General features: G+C 48.0%; 20 protein-coding genes and 1 pseudogene. 14 read left to right on the top strand and 7 right to left on the bottom strand.

Annotated features, from left to right (window positions below):
• Positions 1-329: 329 nt before the first annotated feature.
• Positions 330-2,021, bottom strand: a complete 1,692-nt coding sequence (locus tag A3844_RS28410) for a M3 family oligoendopeptidase (protein ID WP_074109226.1) — start codon at positions 2,019-2,021, stop codon at positions 330-332.
• Positions 2,022-2,160: 139 nt separating this feature from the next.
• Here A3844_RS28410 and A3844_RS28405 point away from each other — a divergent pair, with 139 nt between their 5' ends.
• Positions 2,161-2,628, top strand: coding sequence for a DUF1801 domain-containing protein (locus A3844_RS28405; protein WP_074109225.1), 468 nt, complete (start codon positions 2,161-2,163; stop codon positions 2,626-2,628).
• A gap of 5 nt (positions 2,629-2,633) precedes the next feature.
• Here A3844_RS28405 and A3844_RS28400 read toward each other — a convergent pair whose 3' ends face one another.
• On the bottom strand, positions 2,634-3,389 hold the full coding sequence (locus tag A3844_RS28400; protein WP_208619469.1) for an alpha/beta fold hydrolase: 756 nt from the start codon (positions 3,387-3,389) through the stop codon (positions 2,634-2,636).
• A 212-nt stretch (positions 3,390-3,601) separates the two neighbouring features.
• On the opposite strand from A3844_RS28400, the gene A3844_RS28395 reads away from it, so the two are divergent.
• Together A3844_RS28395 and A3844_RS28390 are read left to right on the top strand one after the other, a co-directional pair.
• Positions 3,602-4,483 carry a GNAT family N-acetyltransferase gene (locus tag A3844_RS28395; protein ID WP_074109224.1) on the top strand — a complete coding sequence of 294 codons (882 nt, stop codon included), beginning with the start codon at positions 3,602-3,604 and terminating at the stop codon, positions 4,481-4,483.
• Positions 4,468-4,701: a hypothetical protein gene (locus tag A3844_RS28390; RefSeq protein ID WP_074109223.1), complete on the top strand. Its 234-nt coding sequence runs from the start codon at positions 4,468-4,470 to the stop codon at positions 4,699-4,701. Before A3844_RS28395 ends, A3844_RS28390 begins: the two co-directional genes overlap by 16 nt.
• On the opposite strand, the gene A3844_RS28385 is transcribed toward A3844_RS28390, so the two are convergent.
• The 3 genes from A3844_RS28385 to A3844_RS28375 form a co-directional block, all read right to left on the bottom strand.
• Positions 4,698-5,636: a phosphotransferase enzyme family protein gene (locus A3844_RS28385; RefSeq protein WP_074109222.1), complete on the bottom strand. Its 939-nt coding sequence runs from the start codon at positions 5,634-5,636 to the stop codon at positions 4,698-4,700. The genes A3844_RS28390 and A3844_RS28385 overlap by 4 nt on opposite strands.
• A gap of 76 nt (positions 5,637-5,712) precedes the next feature.
• Entirely contained in the window at positions 5,713-6,651 is a 939-nt protein-coding gene (locus tag A3844_RS28380; protein WP_074109221.1) for a VanZ family protein, read from the bottom strand.
• Positions 6,652-6,739: 88 nt separating this feature from the next.
• Positions 6,740-7,099, bottom strand: a complete 360-nt coding sequence (locus A3844_RS28375) for a hypothetical protein (RefSeq protein WP_074109220.1) — start codon at positions 7,097-7,099, stop codon at positions 6,740-6,742.
• 370 nt (positions 7,100-7,469) lie between these two features.
• Here A3844_RS28375 and A3844_RS28370 point away from each other — a divergent pair, with 370 nt between their 5' ends.
• Positions 7,470-7,889, top strand: a complete 420-nt coding sequence (locus tag A3844_RS28370; RefSeq protein WP_074109219.1) for a VOC family protein — start codon at positions 7,470-7,472, stop codon at positions 7,887-7,889.
• A 260-nt stretch (positions 7,890-8,149) separates the two neighbouring features.
• On the opposite strand, the gene A3844_RS28365 is transcribed toward A3844_RS28370, so the two are convergent.
• Complete coding sequence (locus A3844_RS28365) at positions 8,150-8,965, bottom strand: sugar phosphate isomerase/epimerase family protein (RefSeq protein ID WP_074109218.1); 816 nt, start codon at positions 8,963-8,965, stop codon at positions 8,150-8,152.
• Positions 8,966-9,141: 176 nt separating this feature from the next.
• Between A3844_RS28365 and A3844_RS28360 the strand changes: the two genes are divergently transcribed.
• The 4 genes from A3844_RS28360 (at position 9,142) to A3844_RS28345 (ending at position 12,654) form a co-directional block, all read left to right on the top strand.
• Complete coding sequence (locus tag A3844_RS28360) at positions 9,142-10,134, top strand: Gfo/Idh/MocA family protein (RefSeq protein ID WP_074109217.1); 993 nt, start codon at positions 9,142-9,144, stop codon at positions 10,132-10,134.
• 257 nt (positions 10,135-10,391) lie between these two features.
• The gene (locus tag A3844_RS28355) at positions 10,392-10,835 is read left to right on the top strand and encodes a LytTR family DNA-binding domain-containing protein (protein WP_074109216.1); all 444 of its coding nucleotides are present in this window, start codon (positions 10,392-10,394) and stop codon (positions 10,833-10,835) included.
• A 9-nt stretch (positions 10,836-10,844) separates the two neighbouring features.
• The gene (locus A3844_RS28350) at positions 10,845-11,288 is read left to right on the top strand and encodes a DUF3021 family protein (protein ID WP_143192182.1); all 444 of its coding nucleotides are present in this window, start codon (positions 10,845-10,847) and stop codon (positions 11,286-11,288) included.
• Positions 11,289-11,361: 73 nt separating this feature from the next.
• Positions 11,362-12,654, top strand: a complete 1,293-nt coding sequence (locus A3844_RS28345) for an amidase (RefSeq protein ID WP_074109214.1) — start codon at positions 11,362-11,364, stop codon at positions 12,652-12,654.
• Between the two features lie 50 nt (positions 12,655-12,704).
• On the opposite strand, the gene A3844_RS28340 is transcribed toward A3844_RS28345, so the two are convergent.
• Complete coding sequence (locus A3844_RS28340; protein ID WP_074109213.1) at positions 12,705-13,958, bottom strand: S8 family peptidase; 1,254 nt, start codon at positions 13,956-13,958, stop codon at positions 12,705-12,707.
• Between the two features lie 168 nt (positions 13,959-14,126).
• Here A3844_RS28340 and A3844_RS28335 point away from each other — a divergent pair, with 168 nt between their 5' ends.
• The 6 genes and pseudogenes from A3844_RS28335 to A3844_RS28310 all read left to right on the top strand — a co-directional run.
• Positions 14,127-14,498: a hypothetical protein gene (locus tag A3844_RS28335; RefSeq protein ID WP_074109212.1), complete on the top strand. Its 372-nt coding sequence runs from the start codon at positions 14,127-14,129 to the stop codon at positions 14,496-14,498.
• A 208-nt stretch (positions 14,499-14,706) separates the two neighbouring features.
• Positions 14,707-15,447, top strand: coding sequence for an alpha/beta fold hydrolase (locus A3844_RS28330; protein ID WP_074109211.1), 741 nt, complete (start codon positions 14,707-14,709; stop codon positions 15,445-15,447).
• A complete protein-coding gene (locus A3844_RS28325; protein WP_074109210.1) occupies positions 15,440-16,438 on the top strand; it encodes a hypothetical protein in 999 nt (332 codons plus the stop codon). Before A3844_RS28330 ends, A3844_RS28325 begins: the two co-directional genes overlap by 8 nt.
• 339 nt (positions 16,439-16,777) lie before the next feature.
• Positions 16,778-17,755, top strand: coding sequence for a phosphotransferase enzyme family protein (locus A3844_RS28320; protein WP_074109209.1), 978 nt, complete (start codon positions 16,778-16,780; stop codon positions 17,753-17,755).
• Between the two features lie 39 nt (positions 17,756-17,794).
• The gene (locus tag A3844_RS28315) at positions 17,795-18,520 is read left to right on the top strand and encodes an MBL fold metallo-hydrolase (RefSeq protein WP_074109208.1); all 726 of its coding nucleotides are present in this window, start codon (positions 17,795-17,797) and stop codon (positions 18,518-18,520) included.
• Positions 18,521-18,614: 94 nt separating this feature from the next.
• Positions 18,615-18,801, top strand: a pseudogene (locus A3844_RS28310) (IS110 family transposase); the annotation flags it as partial.

Raw genomic sequence — 18,801 nt, 5'->3', positions numbered from 1 at the left:
GTTTGAACGTCTGGATCAATGGACGCGAATGAGGGTGCGAGCCTTTATGCGCAAAAAGAGATCTACGGTGTCAAACCGGCTGATACCAAACAAAGTACTGGAATCAGCCGGAATGGTATTTCTAACAAGCTTACTCACCACACGTTCCTAATTCAGGAGTGAAATAAGCAATCCGGCGACGGATGAAGGAAACTCACTCCTGAAGATGGGGAACTGACGAAGGAAAGCCGTGTGCGGGAAATCCGCATGCACGGTTTGACGGGGAGTCCGAGGGAGTAATCCCTCGTCTTACCCTACTAATGTAAGTTTACAGGGAGCCGAAGCGGCACTTACAGTTGCTTATCGTCCACGCTGTTCAGCCAGCCTTCAATATCACCAATCACGGAGCTGATGCAGCCGTCTTCAAAGGGAGATTTCAGTCCGGCTAGCTCGACCAATTGAAGGAAAGACAGGCTTCCGCCAGCCTGACAGAGCCGCAGGTAGTCGGCCCATGCTGATTGGAAATCCTCATTTGACCGTTTCCAGAACTGGAAGGCGCAGAGCTGAGCCAATGTGTAGTCAATATAGTAGAACGGAGAGCGGAAGATATGGGCCTGCTTATGCCAGAATCCCCCTTGCTCCAGATAATCATTGCCGTCATAGTCGCGCAGGGGCAGGTATTTCTTCTCAATTTCGCGCCAGGCCAGTTTGCGCTCGGCAGGTGTGGCATCCGGGTTGGCATAGACAAAATGCTGGAATTCATCTACCGCAACCCCATACGGGATGAACTGCAGACTGTCACCCAGATGGTTGAAACGGTATTTGGCAGCATCCTCCTCGAAGAACAGGTCCATCCATGGCCATGCGAAAAACTCCATGCTCATGGAGTGGATTTCCGCCGCTTCATAGGTTGGAAAAGCATACTCAGGCAATTGGATATGACGGCTCTGGTATACTTGGAATGCATGCCCCACTTCGTGGGTCAGCACATCGATATCCCCGGAGGTTCCGTTGAAGTTGGAGAAAATAAATGGAGCCTCGTACTGGCTGAGATAGGTGCAGTAACCGCCAGATTGTTTGCCTTTTTTGCTGACCAGATCCATCAGTTCATTCTCCAGCATGAAGCTGAAAAACTGATCGGTCTCAGGGGACAGCTCTTTGTACATTTTGGCCCCGTTTGCGATGATCCAATCGGGATCGCCTTTGGGAGTGGCGTTGCCGTTGTTGAAATTTAGACTTTCATCATAAAATTTCAGCTCCGCAAGACCCAGACGCTCAGCCTGGCGTTCCTTCAGCTTGCGGGAAGCAGGCACGATATGCTCCTGCACCTGCTTGCGGAAATTAGCGACCATTTCAGCATTGTAGTCCGTACGCATCATCCGGTCATAGCCGAGTTCAACGAAGCTATGGTACCCGAGCTTTTTGGCAATACGGGTCCGCACCTGGACAAGCTCGTCGAATATACGGTCAAATTCTGGCTCATGTTCAGCCATAAAGTGGTATCTGGCCGTAGATGCACGCTTGCGCATATCCCGGTCTGTTGACAGCTCGAATGGGGCGAGCTGGGACAACGTCCGTTCTTCCCCTTCGAACTGGATTTTGGCGGAAGCGATAAGCTGGGAATACTCAGTGGACAGCTTATTCTCGAGCTGGAGGTCCTCTATGATATCCGGGCTGAATGTCCGCAGCGAGATTTCGGCAATCTGCAGCAGCTGTGTACCCCACTCCTGTTCAAACGCTGCTCTGAACTTAGAGTTCACGAGGGCTCTGAAGTAGTCCGTTATGTACTCCTGAATCACCGGCCCCACTTCATCCATGTAATCTTGTTCAGCTTTGTAGAATTCATCCTCTGTGTTGATCGAGTGTCTGATGCTGGCCAATGTCTCCATGGTGCCAAATTCATTACGCAGCTTATTAATCGCGGTAAAAGCGGCTCGCTGCTCCTCCAGACTTTCAGCACTAAGACCTTTAAGAAGCTCGGTAAAACCGGCCTTTAGCTTCTCTACATCCGGCCGTTCGTACGGGTATTCGCTAAATTTCATGTAATCATCAACATCCTTTCGGGTAACTGTGAGAAACATATCGTTTTTATTATAGTATCTGGAAGAAATTAAATCACTAATTTATGCTTGTAATTCCATGTGAAGGTAATCCTGTGGATATCAGATAGGAGGAGAACAGATGAAATACGAATCGGCCAGTCCCGAGGAATATATCAGCCAGCTGCCTGAGGAACGGAGAGAAGCCATTATGAAGCTAAGACAGATACTCAAGGACAACTTGCCTGTGGGGTTTCAGGAAACCATGTCTTATGGAATGATAACTTATGTTGTTCCCCATCAGCTGTATCCGCCTGGTTATCATGTTAACCCCGATCAGCCGCTCCCTTTTGTCAGTATAGCCTCGCAGAAGAATTTCATTGCACTCTACCATATGGGGATATACATGGTACCCGGGCTGCTGGCTTGGTTCAAGGAAGAGTATCCGAGGCATGTTCAAACCAGGCTCGATATGGGGAAATCCTGTGTGCGGTTCAAAAAAACAAATAGCATCCCGTATGATCTTATTGCACAGCTAAGCAGCAAGATTACTGTAGATGAGTATGTTCGAATGGTTGAGAGCGAAGTGAAGAGGGCTAAGAAGAACTAGCGGATCTACACTATAGGATGCTGTTTCAAAAAATGCAGGATTGCATCATTTACCAATACGGGGTTCTCTCTCAGCATATGCGGCCGGTGGCTGCCTCCAGGAACAACAAGATACTGAGAGTTCTCTACCAGAGCAGTTAAGTGCCGGAGCTGGGATTCCTGTACAAAGAGATCATGCTCCCCGGCGATAAACAGGGAAGGGCAATCGATGCTGTGGATCTGCTCCTCGGTTAGTTGCGGGAATAACCGCCAGTCTGCGGCGCTCTGCCGCATGAATTCCTGCCAGTTTCCGCGGTGCGCCTCCTCATGCCGTTCGAGCATTTGTTGGATGATGACGTCCTTGCCGTGTGCAGCAAGCCATTCCGGCTCGTACTCATCCGCACCGGCCGGCTCTTTGAACCCGCTAGAACCGATGGTCGTCATTGAAAATACACGCTCCGGCGCATTTAACGCAACAGCCATGGCCACTCCTGCCCCCAGGCTATAACCGATTAAATGCGCTTTGGAGATGGACAACTGCTCCATAAACGCAGCAATATCATCCGCCAGCTGTGGGGTACTCCAGGCCAGATTATTGCACCGGGTTCTGCCATGTCCCCTGAAATCCGGAAAATAGCAGGTGTACGCATTCTGAAAATCAAGGATTTGACTCGCAAATGCCAGTATTCCCCTTGAATAAGCGCTGTGCAGAAAGATAACAGGCTCTCCGGTACCCATCTTTTCATAGAACAACTCTAAGTCACCCAATTGAATATATGGCACGATATCCTCCTTGTAAGAACAAATGTTCCTTCCATTGTACTCCTGGAATATGGATATGTCACGCTCATGAAATCGTGTATAAATTGGAATGTGAATGAATGGCAGACAGAATGTTCTGTGGGCAAAAACATTTTTCAGTAGAACTTGGCATATGTCTTGTACAGTAAATAACTTACAATTAAAAGAGACAATGCCAAGGGAGAGGGATACATATGGGGACTCGTTATAGAGACTATACATCAGATGACATGATGAAAGTGAGCCGGTTCTTGTCACATGCCCATTCAAAATTAAATCGGCCGAGCAGCTGGACGATTGCCCGTTTTGAATTCGAGATTTTTTTCTATAAGTGGAGGGCGGGCTTGCTCCCCGAGTGGGAACAAAATATCGGACTGTGGGAACGCGACAATGGGGAACTGGCCGCTGTGGTTTGCAGGGATGGGGATTTCTACTTTCAATTGGATACAGATCATCCGCAGGAGGAGCTGCTGTGTGAGATGTTAGAATTCATCGAAGCGAAGTCTGCTCCGGCTGCCGTGAAGCTTGCAGTGCCAAAGGGGATGTCAAAGCTGCAAGAGTTGGTCCAGGGCAGGGGATATGTGCATCTTCCGAACGAGAGCGATAATATTATCTCCATCACGCTGGAGAAGGATTTTCCGGTGAATATTCCTGTTGGCTTTTTGCTTCAATGCGGGGAAGAGGTGTCAGACCAGGCTAAAGCGCAAGGCCACATAATGGCGTTTAACTACCCGGGAACTGTACATGCAGAGCAGATGCTGCGGTTATACGGGGGTATCCGTCAAGCACCGGGTTATCGTCCGGCTCTGGACTTGTCTCTGATTAATGAGAAGGGGGAGGTCGTGGCATTTTGTAACGCTTTTGTGGATGAGGTGAACCGGATAGGAATTCTTGAACCGGTGGGAACCCATACGGATTACAGACTGAGAGGGCTGGGCCGGGCGGTAATCTATGAAGCGCTGAACCGTCTGCGGTCTCTCGGCATGGTTAAGGGATATACAGGTCCCATGCAGCCATTTTACCAGCGTCTCGGATTTCAGATGGATGTGGAGTTCGAGGTGTGGCAGAAGCTATGAGAGATAGACCTTTCGAACAAAACCGTCAGGATCTCAATCATAAGAAACAGACTGGATCCTATATACAAACCAAAGGCAGCCTTGAATTGGAAAATAAAGTTCTGGACTGCCTTTGGTTTGTTGAAATTAAACAGACTAAGGATGTGTTTTCTAATTCCTTTATCTTTGGCATATGGCAACAGGATGTTGCAGATGAATTGAGCTATCTTGCCCGTTAGTTGAACGTGAAATGTAGATAGGGTTCATCATTAATCAGGGATAGCTCCATATCCTTCAGGTATTTTAGCTGTTGTTCCGTTAATTGGCTCTTATCAGCATAGATGGAGTGATACGTAAAAGAGTATAGGTGTCTGAGTTGAATAAAGTAATCAATATCCTGAGTGAAGTTCGTATCTGGGTTCCCCCGAACATATCCCTCCATAAATTCTTGGTAAAAACGTCTTATGAAATTGTTTCTTTCGTTCTTTATTATAGCTTGTGTAGTGTGGTAAATTACGATCGCTAAATCATAAGCGTACCAATGATACTCGCTGTCTCCGAAATCAATGATACTAAGTGAATTTTCTCTGATTAGCAAATTTCCATGATGAAGATCTCCGTGAATTAGGCCAAAGTTATCAGTTGAAACAGGGAGTTTTTTTAACACTTCAATGTGTTTAAACCACTTCTCAATCAGGATCGTGGGTAGCTGAGCTGATTCAAATTGGAGTAAAATTTTGTTTTCATTCCAACAAGGGAACGCATGGTTAGCTGTATATGCTTTTGAAGCAGTGTGGATATGTCCCATTGCCTCGCCCCATCTTTCAAACAATGGTGCTCTCCACATCGCATTGTTGGTTTGGTGGATATGTATGCCGTTTATCTTTTCATAACAAACGAAGTAGTAGTCATCATTAATACGTTGAATAAAATCTTTTCCTTGTCTACGTATTGGTCTAGCTACATTAAGTCCCCTCGAAAGAAGGTAATCCAGCCATTCCGATTCAGCTAATGATTTCAGTTCACTAACAACAGAATCTTCCAAAATCTTAACAATAAATTTTGTGTTACTTCCAACTTCAAATACATTGTTATTGTATCCGCCTATTAGCTTGTAGTCCGAGAGGTCTAAATCCAATAGAGATAATACTTCCTTTATAAGCCCTTGTTCCATCTCCCATCCCCCCAGTAATATCCAATATATAGATCCAGTAATCCTGAATAATATTCAACACAAATTGTCTATGGATTCAGTTCCACAAATATTTCATTTTTCTATACCCAACATCCCATATTTTTTCATTCCCCTCGATGGTTATCGTGAGTTCGCTCCCAGCCTCGATAGGAATCTCGAAAATCGCCGGAAACAGATCTGGATCACTACGTTGAACTTCTCCAGAACTGGTCAATACCTCGCGTCCATCGACGGAAACACGGATGCTTCCGGAATAATCCGTTGGTTCAGGTATTCCGTAATACAAGGAGAAAATAATCTTCTCTTTATACGAATACGTAAACGTTTCTGAATTCCCACCTGCAACGCCATACATATTATAGTGGGGTTTTACGTTTTGAGCGCTTATTTTAAAGCTATTCAGGCTTTTTCCAGTTGATGAATTTCCAGAGCTGTCCATCAATTCGTTTATGGCCACAAAGGGACCTTCTTCTTTGGTGGACGCTTTATCTACAATCCCACACAATCCCCATACCCCTAATAAAAGAACCATACAGGAAATGGCGGTTATCAAAAAATTGCGCCAATTGTTTTTTGAACGAACACCAAGCTTGTATGCCCCAAAACCGACTGCTGCACCTAATGTATTTTGAATGGCATCGTTAATATCGAAGCTGCCCAGAAACGAAAGGGCCTGTATGGTTTCCATTACGAGAATCGAAAAAAAGAACATTGTAATGAATCGAAGAAACGTAGTCCGATATAACAATAAAATCAATATACCGTAAGGGATGAAAGCTACGATATTTCCAAATCCAACAAAATCCATGAGGGTAGGGTGTAGAAGATCAGATATAGTAGGCAATTTAAAGAAACTATCTGGTAAAAAAATAAAGGTGTAGCCAGTCGTTCGCTCTGCGGCACCCATTCTACCGAATGCGAAAAATAAAAAATAAAGAATTAAGATTGTATAGAGCATGGTTATGGTAAAAATAACTTTACGTTGTTTTGACATGGTTAACTCCTTTGTCGGGTGTATACGTCCTGTAAAACTGAACTAGCTGCCTCAACCCATTTTACTACAATTACTACTTACTTGCCCCTTACTTCAATGAAAAGGCAGACTGCAATGCAATCTGCTCATTTCCGCTATCGTTCCTCGTTAGAACAGCCTGCAGGACCTTGCCGGCAGGCTGTGTAATTAACCGAATTGTCGCGATCTGATCGAGAATTGAATGGCGGTCCGGTCGGGACTGTACAATGGCGGATGGGCTCCTCTCCATGTCCGGATACTCGTTGCGGTGCTCGCTAAGATAGGCAATCTCTTCTTTTGACAGTTCCGATTTGATCCGTCGTTGTTGGGATAGCAGATGCGTCCTGCCTCTGATGTCCATAGCCTCGATAACTTTCTCAGTCGTCAACGGCTTGGAATTCGCTTCGCCTTTTTCGTTAAACAGCTCCACTAGTTTTGCAGCCAGCGCCTCCGCCGCTTCTTGCTTAAAGCCTATTTTGACAGTAAACTATAGGGACTGAGTGGAGATCGAATATGCGTACGATTAGTGAGGAGAACAGGAGAAATAATGGTGACTGTTTCGAACTTTTTCTTTCGTACTTCGGTTTTATCATTAATTTCCTGCCGTTCCCTCATTCCGTTACTCGATATCCACCCTTTAATTGTCATGGAATGGCGGGTATCCGAACTCAATACCAAGTTATTTTTCAAAATTTACGCTTCCGAATCCATGAGACCGATGAATTCCCGGATCGGCTGTCGTCTATATAAACGAATGCATAAATGAACACAAACTAATTTGACGAAGAGGTGTTTTGAAAATGGCATTAACGTCCACATTCACGAGCGTCAACCTGCCTGTAAAAAACGTAGAACAATCGAAAGCGTTCTTCACCGGACTCGGATTCGAGCTCAACCCGCAATTCCCCGAGAATGAGAATTCGGTAGCCATCGTGATCGGCGACAACCTGCAGGTCATGCTGATCAATCAAGCATTCTTTAATACGCTCACAGAGAAGGGATCCGTCGATACGAGCAAGTATGCGCAGATGACGATCGCATTGGCCTTCGAGAGCCGGGAAAAGGTCGATGAAATTGTGAATACCGCGGTCTCCATGGGCGGGAAATTGCACGCTGAACCTGAAGATCATGGGTTCATGTATCATTGGGGCTTCGTGGACTTGGACGGCCATCTGTGGGCCATTAACTACATGAACATGGATGATGCGGCACAAGGTTGAGGCTAACGGAGAGCACGCTGTACTAGGGTTCAAAAATAAAGACGCCGGGCATCTTCCCCGGCGTCTTCTTCTATGTTCGGTATAGGCTTTGAAATTGTCCATGATCGCTTGCCAGCCTGCTTGCTGGAACTCGGCGGGGTTGGAGCTTTATCATCTTTGTATTTTCAATTGCAGTGGAAGGCGGCGTTTTTGACAGCTATGGCTGATGTTTTGCGGTCTGGACCCAAGGCCAGAGACGCTGGCATTACGCAGTTATTATCCTATTTGAATTGGGCCTGAAGCCATTCTGACGACTGCTGCATGTAACCTAGCTGATCCGCAGCATCAAAATGCTCAATCGCTACCGTATCCTTGTACCCGATGGATTTTAGCCGCTCCAGGATCTCTGGTATCGGAATGCAACCGGAGCCGACAGGAGACGGGAACAGCTTCGTCCCGTTTGTGCTGATCTTCGGCGTTTCAACAGGGTGCTCCTTCAGAGAGCGGTCTTTGCAATGGACATGAACAATTCTCGATTCCAGCCTCCCTAAGGCTGCCAGCGCATCCTCACCCTGATAGATGAAATTGCCAGTGTCGAAGGTACAGCCCAGCTTCGGAACCTTATCCATAAACCATAGCAATTCTTCGGAAGTGGAAAATGGCGCGCGGCTGTCATCGAAATCCTCCAAAGTGATTACCATACCTTTGGACTCCGCGTATTCGCTCATCTCCCGGAGCGCCGCAACCATTCGCTGCAGCGAGCTGTTCCGCAGCTCCTCGCTGGCTGATTCCTCAATGAAACCCGGAATCACAAGTACCTTGTTCGCCCCCAAATACTCTGCCGTGTCAATGAAATCCAGTCCAGGCTGCACATCGGAAGCATTGCCAAAATCAAAAAAAGCGTACATTGAAGCTACCGAAATTCCAGCTTGCTCCAGCTGATTTTTCATGGCCCCGCGGCTGGGCTGTACCTCGTCCAAATCCAGCTCAACCGCCTGGATACCCCATTTGCGCACCCGGCTCAGTACCTCCGGTACCGACAGCCCGGATTGCTTGCTTGCGGTAACAATATGGTTGTAAAACACAGATATTTTCATACATGCGCTCCTTCCGTCCTATCAGAGTCTTGCAATCGCTTCCTTGAATTAGTATAGGGGATATTCAGCAGGGGTTCCACTGTGGAATTCAGCATGGAGGACAGGTGTCCTTTTATTGTTCCCGTAATTGCTCTAATATGATGAACAGGAATTCTGATACAGAGGAGAGATTCAACTTGAATACAGTAAAGCTCAGTTTTATCGGTGCGGGATTTCATGCATCTACCAATATTTACCCTTCTGCTATCCAAGCAGGGGCTGAAATTACCGCGATATCGACCCGTGATCTGGAGCGTTCGAGGGCCGCACTTCAGCGGTTTGGCAGCAGAGGCAAGCCATATGACGATTACCAGAAAATGCTCCGGGATGAAGAAAGCGATGGGGTGGTGGTAGTCGCGCAGCCGCAGGATCAAAGTTCATTGGTGCTTGACTGCATCCATGCCGGAAAAAATGTATATGTGGACAAACCGCTAGGCTGGAATGGTCCGGAAGCTCTTCAGCTAGCAGATGCAGCCGAACAGGCCGGAGTAGTGCTGATGGTGGGATTCATGAAGCGTTATGCTCCCGTCTATATGAAGCTGAAGGAGCTAATTACAGGAGGGACATTGGGCGGCGCCCGCTCCTTCCAGGCGCGGTTTGCAGTAGACAGCACACCTTTCTGTAAAGACGAGGAGCAGTTTATGAAGCTTGCTGCTATCCATATTGTTGATTTACTGCGTTTTTTGTTTGGCGAAGCGGTACAGATTTCAGGGTTTACAAACAATGATAACGCACAAATCTCCCAGAGCATCTCACTGAAATTCGCAAATGGCATTGTGGGCAGCGTTTATTTTGCCGGGATGAGTGGCTGGTCCAGAGAAAGTGAGAGCCTGACGGTTACCTTCGATCACGGGTTTGCCTGTGCAGATGAAGTGGTGAAGCTAACCGTTCATCATTCACTTACAGCCAGCGGACTGCCTTGGCAATCGCTTGCCGAGCAGGATACCGTGTTCACCCCTTCAGCATCCGCGATGTCCGGCGGTTACAGAGATCTTTATCTGCGGGGCTTTGTCGGGGAAATGGCTCATTTCATGACATGCTGCCGGGAAGGGCTGACCCCTGTCTCCAGCGGACGGGATAATGTGAAGACCATGGAGCTGTGTGATGCTATTCTGTCAGCACTGATGTAAATGGGTTTACTGGGGGAGAGTTCAATGATCACAGAGCTGAATGCGGCAACATCGCGGTAAAAGCTATAGTTAGTGGAATGAATCCGGGCTGGGTATTCGCAGAGCTGCGAATCGAAGCCTATGCATCGATATAGTCATCCTGCCCCTCTTAAGAAGCAGCATAATGCCCTCTGGATGCAGCTCACGCAAAGCCTATTGAAGATGCGCTTTTACAAAAATATACTGTAATTGCAGGCAGAAGGGCGGGAGGGACGCAGATGAAAATCACCATTGAGAGCATACCGGAAGACAGCGAGCCTGAGATTATTTTGAGGTGCAATGATCCCGATGAAGAGGTGCTGAAGCTGCTGCATTCCATTTCATCCATGACGGCATCCAAGAAGCTGATCGGCATGACCGATCTTCAAATGCATATCATCGACCCGAATGAGGTGTATTATTTCGAGGCTGTGGATCACAAGGTGTTTATCTATTGTGCCAAGAAGGTTTATGAATCCAGGTTGAAGCTGTATGAGATTGAGCTGGCCTATGCGCACAGGGATTTTTTTAGAGCCTCCAAATCAACCATCCTGAATATTGCCAAAATCAAGTCCGTCAGCCCGGTCCTTTACGGAAGATTCGAAGCTTTGCTGCACAATAGCGAAAAGGTCTTCATTTCACGGCAATATGTTCCGGTACTGAAACAAAAACTAGGACTCTGAGGAGGCTCCATGATGAAAACCGGCAAATTCGTATCCTGTATCTTGAAGGATTTGTTCGCAGCATGTGGATGTGTGACGATTCTGGTGGCCATTGTGCTGACCTTGAACTCGACCGGTTCCGTCAGAACATCAATATTATGGCAGATTATTATGGCGGCTGCGGCGTTTACCTGCTTCAAATACGCTTTGGTGAGTACACAAGGGCTTAGTAAACATGCGCAAACACTGAGCTTCTATATCTGTTTTGTGCTTGGCGATGTTTTTGTAATCCTATGGCTGTGGCTCTTCAGTTCCGGACCGTTCAGGGAAAAGGGGCTGCTGCTTCCCTTCGTGATTACCGTCCTGGTGATTAAAGGCATGGTGTACGCAATGCTGCACATCGATGGGAAGAAGGAAGCCAAGCAGCTGAATGAAAAGCTGAGCGAGTATCAGAGCGGCGGCAACAATTTATGAAGGAGTGACTGCCACCTAATCAGAACTCCATACGTAAGTAGAGAGACATATACCTTCCTATGGAGATGATGATATGCTTCTCAATCAAACTTCTATTCTTCCTCTTGCAGCTTCGGATTTCCCGGAGAACGGACTTCATCCTTCCTGGGACCTGTTCCGGCAGCGTTATGAGAGGCTTGAACCTCAAATTCATGCCTTTGTAGCTGAGGAAAATGCCGGGGAACGGTTGGCCCGGGATGAGGGCTTCTTGCTTAAGAACTATGCCGGAAATGCGGAAAAGCCTGTATTCTACGGAGTTCCTGTAGGCATCAAGGACCTGCTGCATGTGGAGGGATTGCCTACCCGGGCCGGGTCCGGCTTGCCGGCTGAGGTGTTGACCGGCCCGGAAGGGTCTTTGATCCGGCGCCTCCGCTCACTGGGTGCGCTGATCGCAGGAAAGACGGTTACCGAGGAATTTGCTTATAATGGTCCTATTGCCACGCGTAATCCCCATCATACGGATCATACTCCAGGTGGCTCAAGTGCAGGCTCAGCAGCAGCGGTTGCTGCCGGATTATGTCCGCTGGCGGTTGGCACCCAGACCCTCCGTTCGGTGATCGCCCCAGCGTCCTTTTGCGGTGTGGTGGGCTTCAAGCCAAGCTATGGCAGAGTGCCGCTGGATGGAGTTGTTTTGCTGGCCCCTTCTTTTGATACCGTGGGGTTCTTCACACAGAATGTATCTGATATGCAGGTTGCTGCAGCCTCGCTTCTCCCGGACTGGAGGAACCAGCATCAGCAAGCCTGCAGCAAACCGGTACTTGGCATCCCCCAAGGAGTATACATGGAGCTGATGAGTAGTGAGGTCAAAGAAGCTTTTAACGCACAAATCTTAAGTCTTCAGCAGCAAGGTTATGAGGTAAAGCAAGTGAGTATGCCATGGGAGGATGAGTTTATCTACGGAAATGCCATGCTGCGGTTTCTGGAAGGTGAAATGGCCCGGGAGCATGCCCTGTGGTTCGGTCGATACGCAGAGTGCTATGGCAATCCCGTAAGGGAGGCTATTCTACGGGGCCGGGAAATCTCCGATACGGAGCTGGGGATGTGCCGCCGGAAGCAGTACAGACTGCGCCGGGAGCTGGAGAACGTCCAAGCAGCACAGGGAGTGGACCTCTGGGTATCGCCAGCACAGGGTGGAACTGCACCTAAGATCGGTGAGGGCACCGGGTGGTCCGGGATGACCGCTATCTGGACCTTCGCGGGTTGTCCTACCATCAGTCTGCCATCAGCCAGTATTAACAGCCTGCCGCTTGGCTTTCAGTGCGTAGGGAGTTATGGGGAAGATGAGGCACTGCTGGCTTGGGTGCAGGGAATTGCTGAGCATTTGTAAGTCATTTACGGATGAACGAAAGTCTGCTGTTATTCGATTTTGAAAATTCGCTATTTTCGTAGCAGAAACCGCATATTGATCTCGCCGCTGCCTGCTGTGTTTGGCTTAAGGCCCAGGCGGAAGGCGTTTTTCTTCAATCTGGCTTTGACCTGGCAAGGCGAGAGCGAAGGACAGCTCTGCAGCAGCTGGGCGGCTGCACCGGAGACGATGGGGGTAGAGATGCTGGTGCCGGACAACACGAAATATTGTTGCCCAGACCGCAGGTACGGGAAATTACGGGCCAACTGGGAGCCGGGGGCGCGAAGCGAAATGACAGATTCCCCCGGGGCGACAAGATCCGGTTTGATCTTGCCGCAGGGTGCCGGGCCACGGCTGGAATAGAGGGTAATGCGGTCATCTTTTTGGGTGAGGGTCCGGCGGTCATCTACAGCGCCTACAGTAATAGCGGACGGACTGATGCCCGGTGACTCAATGGTTTTGCGTCCGGGTCCGCTGTTTCCAGCGGCGATTACAACAGTAAGTCCGGCTTTGACTGCTTTTTCTACAGCCTGGCAGAGCAGATCGTCTTGGCATGATGTGCTCACAGGTCCGCCGAAAGACATCGATAGAATGCGCAGCTTCAGACATTTACGCTGCGCAACACACCATTCGATCCCTTTAATAATCGTTGAGTCGTAGCCATCTCCGTTGATATCCAGTACTTTAACACCTACGATCCCCGCCTCAGGTGCTGGACCTCTATACTTCCCTTTACTGAGCCAGCCGTTGCCTGCCGCATCCCCGGTAATATGAGTGCCATGACCGTTGTCGTCATAGGGGCGCTTGCGGTGATTGATGAAATCCTTGAACGCCACGATGCGGTTCACGGGCCGGACCAGATCGGGATGAGGGAATACTCCGGTGTCAAGCACCGCAATGTTGATCCCTTTTCCGGTAAGCCCCCTTGAGCGCTTCACAGCAGTTGCACCGATCGATGGGGTGGCAATATCCAGCGACATGCTTTTAATGTCATCCAGGTATATCTTATGAACACCCTCCCAGCAGCACATCCGTTCCAGGCACTTCATTGAAATATGTGAGGAAACCGCATTGAGCATTGGAATGCGATGTTTGACAGACATGACGTGTGAGCCTAAATGCTTGTGTAAGGCTTGCATCCTGCTCTGGATTAACTTGTGATTGAATTGAATAATAACAGGCAGCGTCGCTGACCCCTTACTGGAATGAACCGTTTTGCGAATCCGGTTTCTCAGCGGACGGTTCATTTTGGAAGCATACTGCTTCATCCACATTTTTTCGCCCATGGCTATCGTGTCACCTCTCCGATACAGGGTATGCGCGGAAAGGGATGATGGGTACATTTCTATAAATCTGAGACAATACCACATTTCTGGAAGAGTAGGCAAGAACGCGGTTCACTACAAGCGCAAATTGCATCTAATACTCTATCCTATCAGAAAGTGGTGAAACGAATGAAAGCTCCTGACAAGAAAGCAATCCTGGCAAAAAAAGCTTTAATGGCAAAAAAAGCTATGATGGCCCGCAAGGCAAATGCAAAGAAGGTAGTGAAGAGACGCAGAATAAAACAGACTTTTGACAGATTTGTAGTTCTTGCTACAAGCCTGGGCAATGTGAATAAGGATTCCTCCGGATGGACAGCTTCCTTGACCAACGGTACAGTAACGGTAACTGCCGATTTTGACGATTTTGGTGTGGCAAGATTTCCTACCATCACGACTTTAACAACGGTATCCTATACTTTGAGAATAAGAGATGATGCAGGTAATCTCTTAACGACCAAGTCTGTCTCTGCCAACCGCGAGTTTTTTGTTGCCAGATTCTAATCTTAGCGACTCTTTGAGATGAGCTTAAACGGCGCGTACCAGGCGGTGCGCGTTTTTTGGTACGCTTAATAAGTATTCGTACAGTGAGTTCCTGTGATCATCTAGTGATAGAGTCGTCAGGACCTATAGCATTTCAAAATTATCGGTCACCATGATATTCTTAACGAATACGAACCCTGAATTCATCCTGCGTTGAGGAGATGTAGAATTGAAAAGCTATTTTGTACATAACGGAGCTGTGGTGCTGCATGTGCTGGAGAATGGAGAGCCTTCTTCCACTATGCCATCGCTGCTTGTGATAGGCGGACTGTGGGAGCCTGCGGAGCGGGCCATTCCGCTATTATCGAATTTACCGGGACATACCGTATCATTCAGCTTCCGGGGACGAGGACTCAGCTCAACACCTTATGGCGGCTATGATCTAGAGGATCATTTATCGGATATTGCCGCTGTCGTTACCCACACCGGAATTGAACATTACTGCGTGCTGGGATATTCCAGGGGCGCTTCCTACGCGCTTGGCTGGAGTCTACAGAATCAAGAACAGATAAAAGGCCTTATTCTTGTAGACCAGCCGCCAATCCATAGAAGTGTATCACCGGATACCGTGGATTTCTGGTGCGGTCTGACTTATCAGCAGGTGCCTATACTCAATTATATGCGGCGGGAAGCGCTGGAGGGGCTGGGACGTGATGCAGAGGAGATGGACTTCACTTCTCAGCTGGCTCAGCTTAAGCTTCCAGTAACCTTGTTTGCCGGAAGAAATAGGGCGGCAGAGATTCCATCCGATATCTCTGAGGAGACCTTGGACAAGTACAAGCAGTACCTTTCCCCGTTTCACGTTGTGGAATTTCTTCACTCCGGGCATATGATTCCCGACGAGGAGCAGCAGAAATATATTGCTGAAGTCATTTTGTTTCTATATGAGAGGGGGCTGGCCGATGTATGAGTGGATCAAGGGTTATAGCCGGGTGGAATACAGTGAGCAGGCAGAGAGGCTTGATTTCGGCAAGCGTTCAAGCTTCCGTATGGAGAAAATGGAGCTGGAATCATCGCCTCCCGGTATGACTGCAGCCGCGCAGTACTTCACTGCCGGGAATGCCTGGTTGTCGGAAGTATATAGAATAGGCATTCCAGCACAGGATGAGAGGATCCGCCAGCTTATCCTTACAGAAATTGCACCGCATTTTGCAGATGTGAAGCAGTGTATACGCGAAGGAAGCGTTGAAACGATCTATCTACAGGAGTTGAAGCCGGAATCACGGCAGCTGTTCGGGGATACGCAAACCGGAATTCTGCCGGTGCTGGAAGATCTCTATAGGCATCATGATATGAGTGACAGAATCAGCGGGGTTAAGCGGACGATCATCAATTATATGGTAAATCCGGATGCCCTGGAGCCTTATGAAGCGCCGGACACCGAAACACTGCAAAACCTGCTGGAAATTGCTTATTCAGACCTGCCGGATGGGGAATACAATGTGATGCCGCTCGGCTGGTTCTTTGACGAGAATTTGCGCCATTCTGCTGCGCTTCGCTTTTTTGCCGGATTTGTTCCCCATCTGATGCTTAGGGTGGATGAAGACACTGGTGAGGTCATCCTGCTTCAGATGTCCGGCAAGGAATTCGCCCGCAAGGTCCTGCTGAATTCGGCACGTCCCCAGCCTCTACGGCGAAAGGACAGCCATTTATATGTGGATATGGGCCATAGGGTCGTGTATGCAATTGATCTAAGCGGACAGTATCCGGTGAGCAACTGGCAAGAGCTTACAGAGAAACAGGCCTATTGGCTGAAGGAAGGCATGAATTTTAACGACTTCAATCATGAAACGGCAGAGCCGGTCCCGGCAAATATCGGGTTCTTTTATGACCAGGATTCTATTCAGTCCATAGTCGATAGGATCAATCAGGAGCTGGAGGATATCCGGGAGCAAAATTAACTCAGTTGTATCTCTTGACGGTATAGAGTCCCTAGCAGCCCGCAGAGTTTCTGCGGGCTGCTCTAGCATGGAGAATGCTTTGCATTCTACTCATTCTTTACCTATAAATCCGCCAGTCATTTGCATATAATGGAAGTTAATGATTGCAAGGAGTTACAAAAAGAGTGGACATGCAAATGGAGAAGGTTCTGAGTAGGTTTACAACGATTTGTAGTGAAGAGTTAGAAGCAAGCCTGACAGGGATATACCTGCATGGCTCCTTGGCCATGGGCTGACCGCTTTTGCCAGATATATGCTGGGTGAAATAAATAAGAAGAAAATAGAAGAGAGGTGTACACATTGAGTATACAAGCAGCAGAAGAAGTGCTCTCATTCTATACGCTTCAGGAGCCGATAGTTGAATTTATCAGACATAATGAAAATATGACGTTTAAGGTTACGGATCTAAAGGAAGGCAGACTATACTTGCTGCGTATTCATAGTCCGTCAACAGCAGGCCTGCTCGGGATTCAGCATACGCAGCAGGGCTTGGAATCAGAAATGTACATCCTGCAGGAGCTGTCCAAGGACCAGGCACTTCATGTGCAGAAGCCGGTAGCCAACCGGACCGGAGGGCTCGTAACCCAATATGTAAACGATGGCAACGATATTTGTTATGCTACCCTGCTGGAATGGATAGAGGGCGCTACGCTCACTTTACAAGAAGACAACATGGAGCAAATTGCTTATCAGCTGGGGGAAAAGCTCGCTGCATTTCATCATTTCTCCCGTCATACTGAGCTTCCTGGTCTGCAAAGACCGGTGTATGATGCAGAAAGGATTGATACTGCGGTTGAAGAATTGAAATACGGCGTAGATTCAGATCTGTACAGTCAGGAACAATATGAGATCATTGTCCAGGTCCTCGGAATGATAAAAAGGCAGCTCCAAGTGCTGGAGACCCTTCCAGGGCAATGGGGGCTTGTACACGCGGATGTGCAGCTTGGGAATGTGATTATCACCGAAAGCGGGCCTTGTTTAATAGACTTTGGTTTTTGCGGGTATGGCTACTATCTATTTGATCTGGGCAGCGCGGGGACTGTTCTTCCCGGTGAGTTGCGTCAGCTTTTTTTACAGGGCTATGCTTCAGCAGCAGATTTTTCATGGGAGCAAATAAGGTATATTGAGGGGCAGATATTTATGGATACTTTTATCAGCTATCTTTTCTTTATACATGACTCCACACGCAATAACTGGATCAAAGAGAGTGCGGCAAAGCTTTGTAATACCCTATGCAAAGATTTTATTGCAGGCAAAGAAGTATTTTACTCATTCTAAACTTGAAAGGGTCCTTGAAACGGCAAGGAGGAACTAAAAATGAATATAGCAGAAGGCGCAGCCATCATACCGCTAGAAATCGAGGGCATCATTTTGAATTCCACTTTGGTGTGGGACGAACATAGGGCGATCCTGATCGATGCGGGCTTTTACGGGCATGGCACACAGATAGTAGAAGGCATGAAGCGGGCCGGCGTAGCTGTCGAGCGGTTATCTGCCGTGATTTTGACCCATCAGGATATTGATCATATTGGCGGTGTGCAGGACCTGATGGAATTAGCAGATAGACCGCTGGTGGTGTATGCCCACGCACTGGATCAGCCTTTCATCGAAGGAACGGTTCCGCTATTAAAAAGAGAACTGCCTCCACAGCTGCAGCATATGTTCGACCTTCCTTATCATGTAAAGGTGAATCATACGCTAAATGACGGGGATGTGCTTGATTTTTGTGGTGGTGTTGAAGTGATTTTTACTCCTGGGCATACCCCGGGACATATCAGTTTGTATTTGCAGACAAGCAGGATACTGATTGCCGGAGACGCATTGCCTTCCGTAAACGGGGAGCTGCAAACCCCAACCAATCAAACCACACCTGACCTGCCGGCGGCGTTCAACTCCCTGAATAGATTGCTGGATTACGACATTGACCAAATTGTCTGCTATCATGGCGGGCTGTGTATGGAGAATGTACAGGAGCAGCTCAGGCGTATAGTGGAGCACTCATCCGGTGAGACCGCTTTTTCAAATAAGGAGCCATTCCTGTAATGAATTAATTTGAGGTTTGAATGAAAAAAGCGCCAGCTGTATACTGGGAAACGTTCCGTCCAGAGAACAAATTCCAGCGCAGGAGGCACTCAACATGAAGTATAAACAATCGAAGAAACAGAATCAACGGATTATGAGAATTTCCGACAAGACCCTTGTCGTAGGCGCAGACATCGCTAAGGAAACCCATGTGGCCCGAGCCATTGACTTTCGGGGAATTGAACTGGGGAAAGATTGTGTATTCTCCAATACACGAACAGGTCTGGAGCAACTGGTACAGT

The organism is Paenibacillus helianthi, assembly GCF_001909055.1.
GTDB classification, from domain to species: Bacteria; Bacillota; Bacilli; order Paenibacillales; family Paenibacillaceae; genus Paenibacillus_AQ; species Paenibacillus_AQ helianthi.
This window is presented reverse-complemented; position numbering and strand designations above follow the sequence as displayed.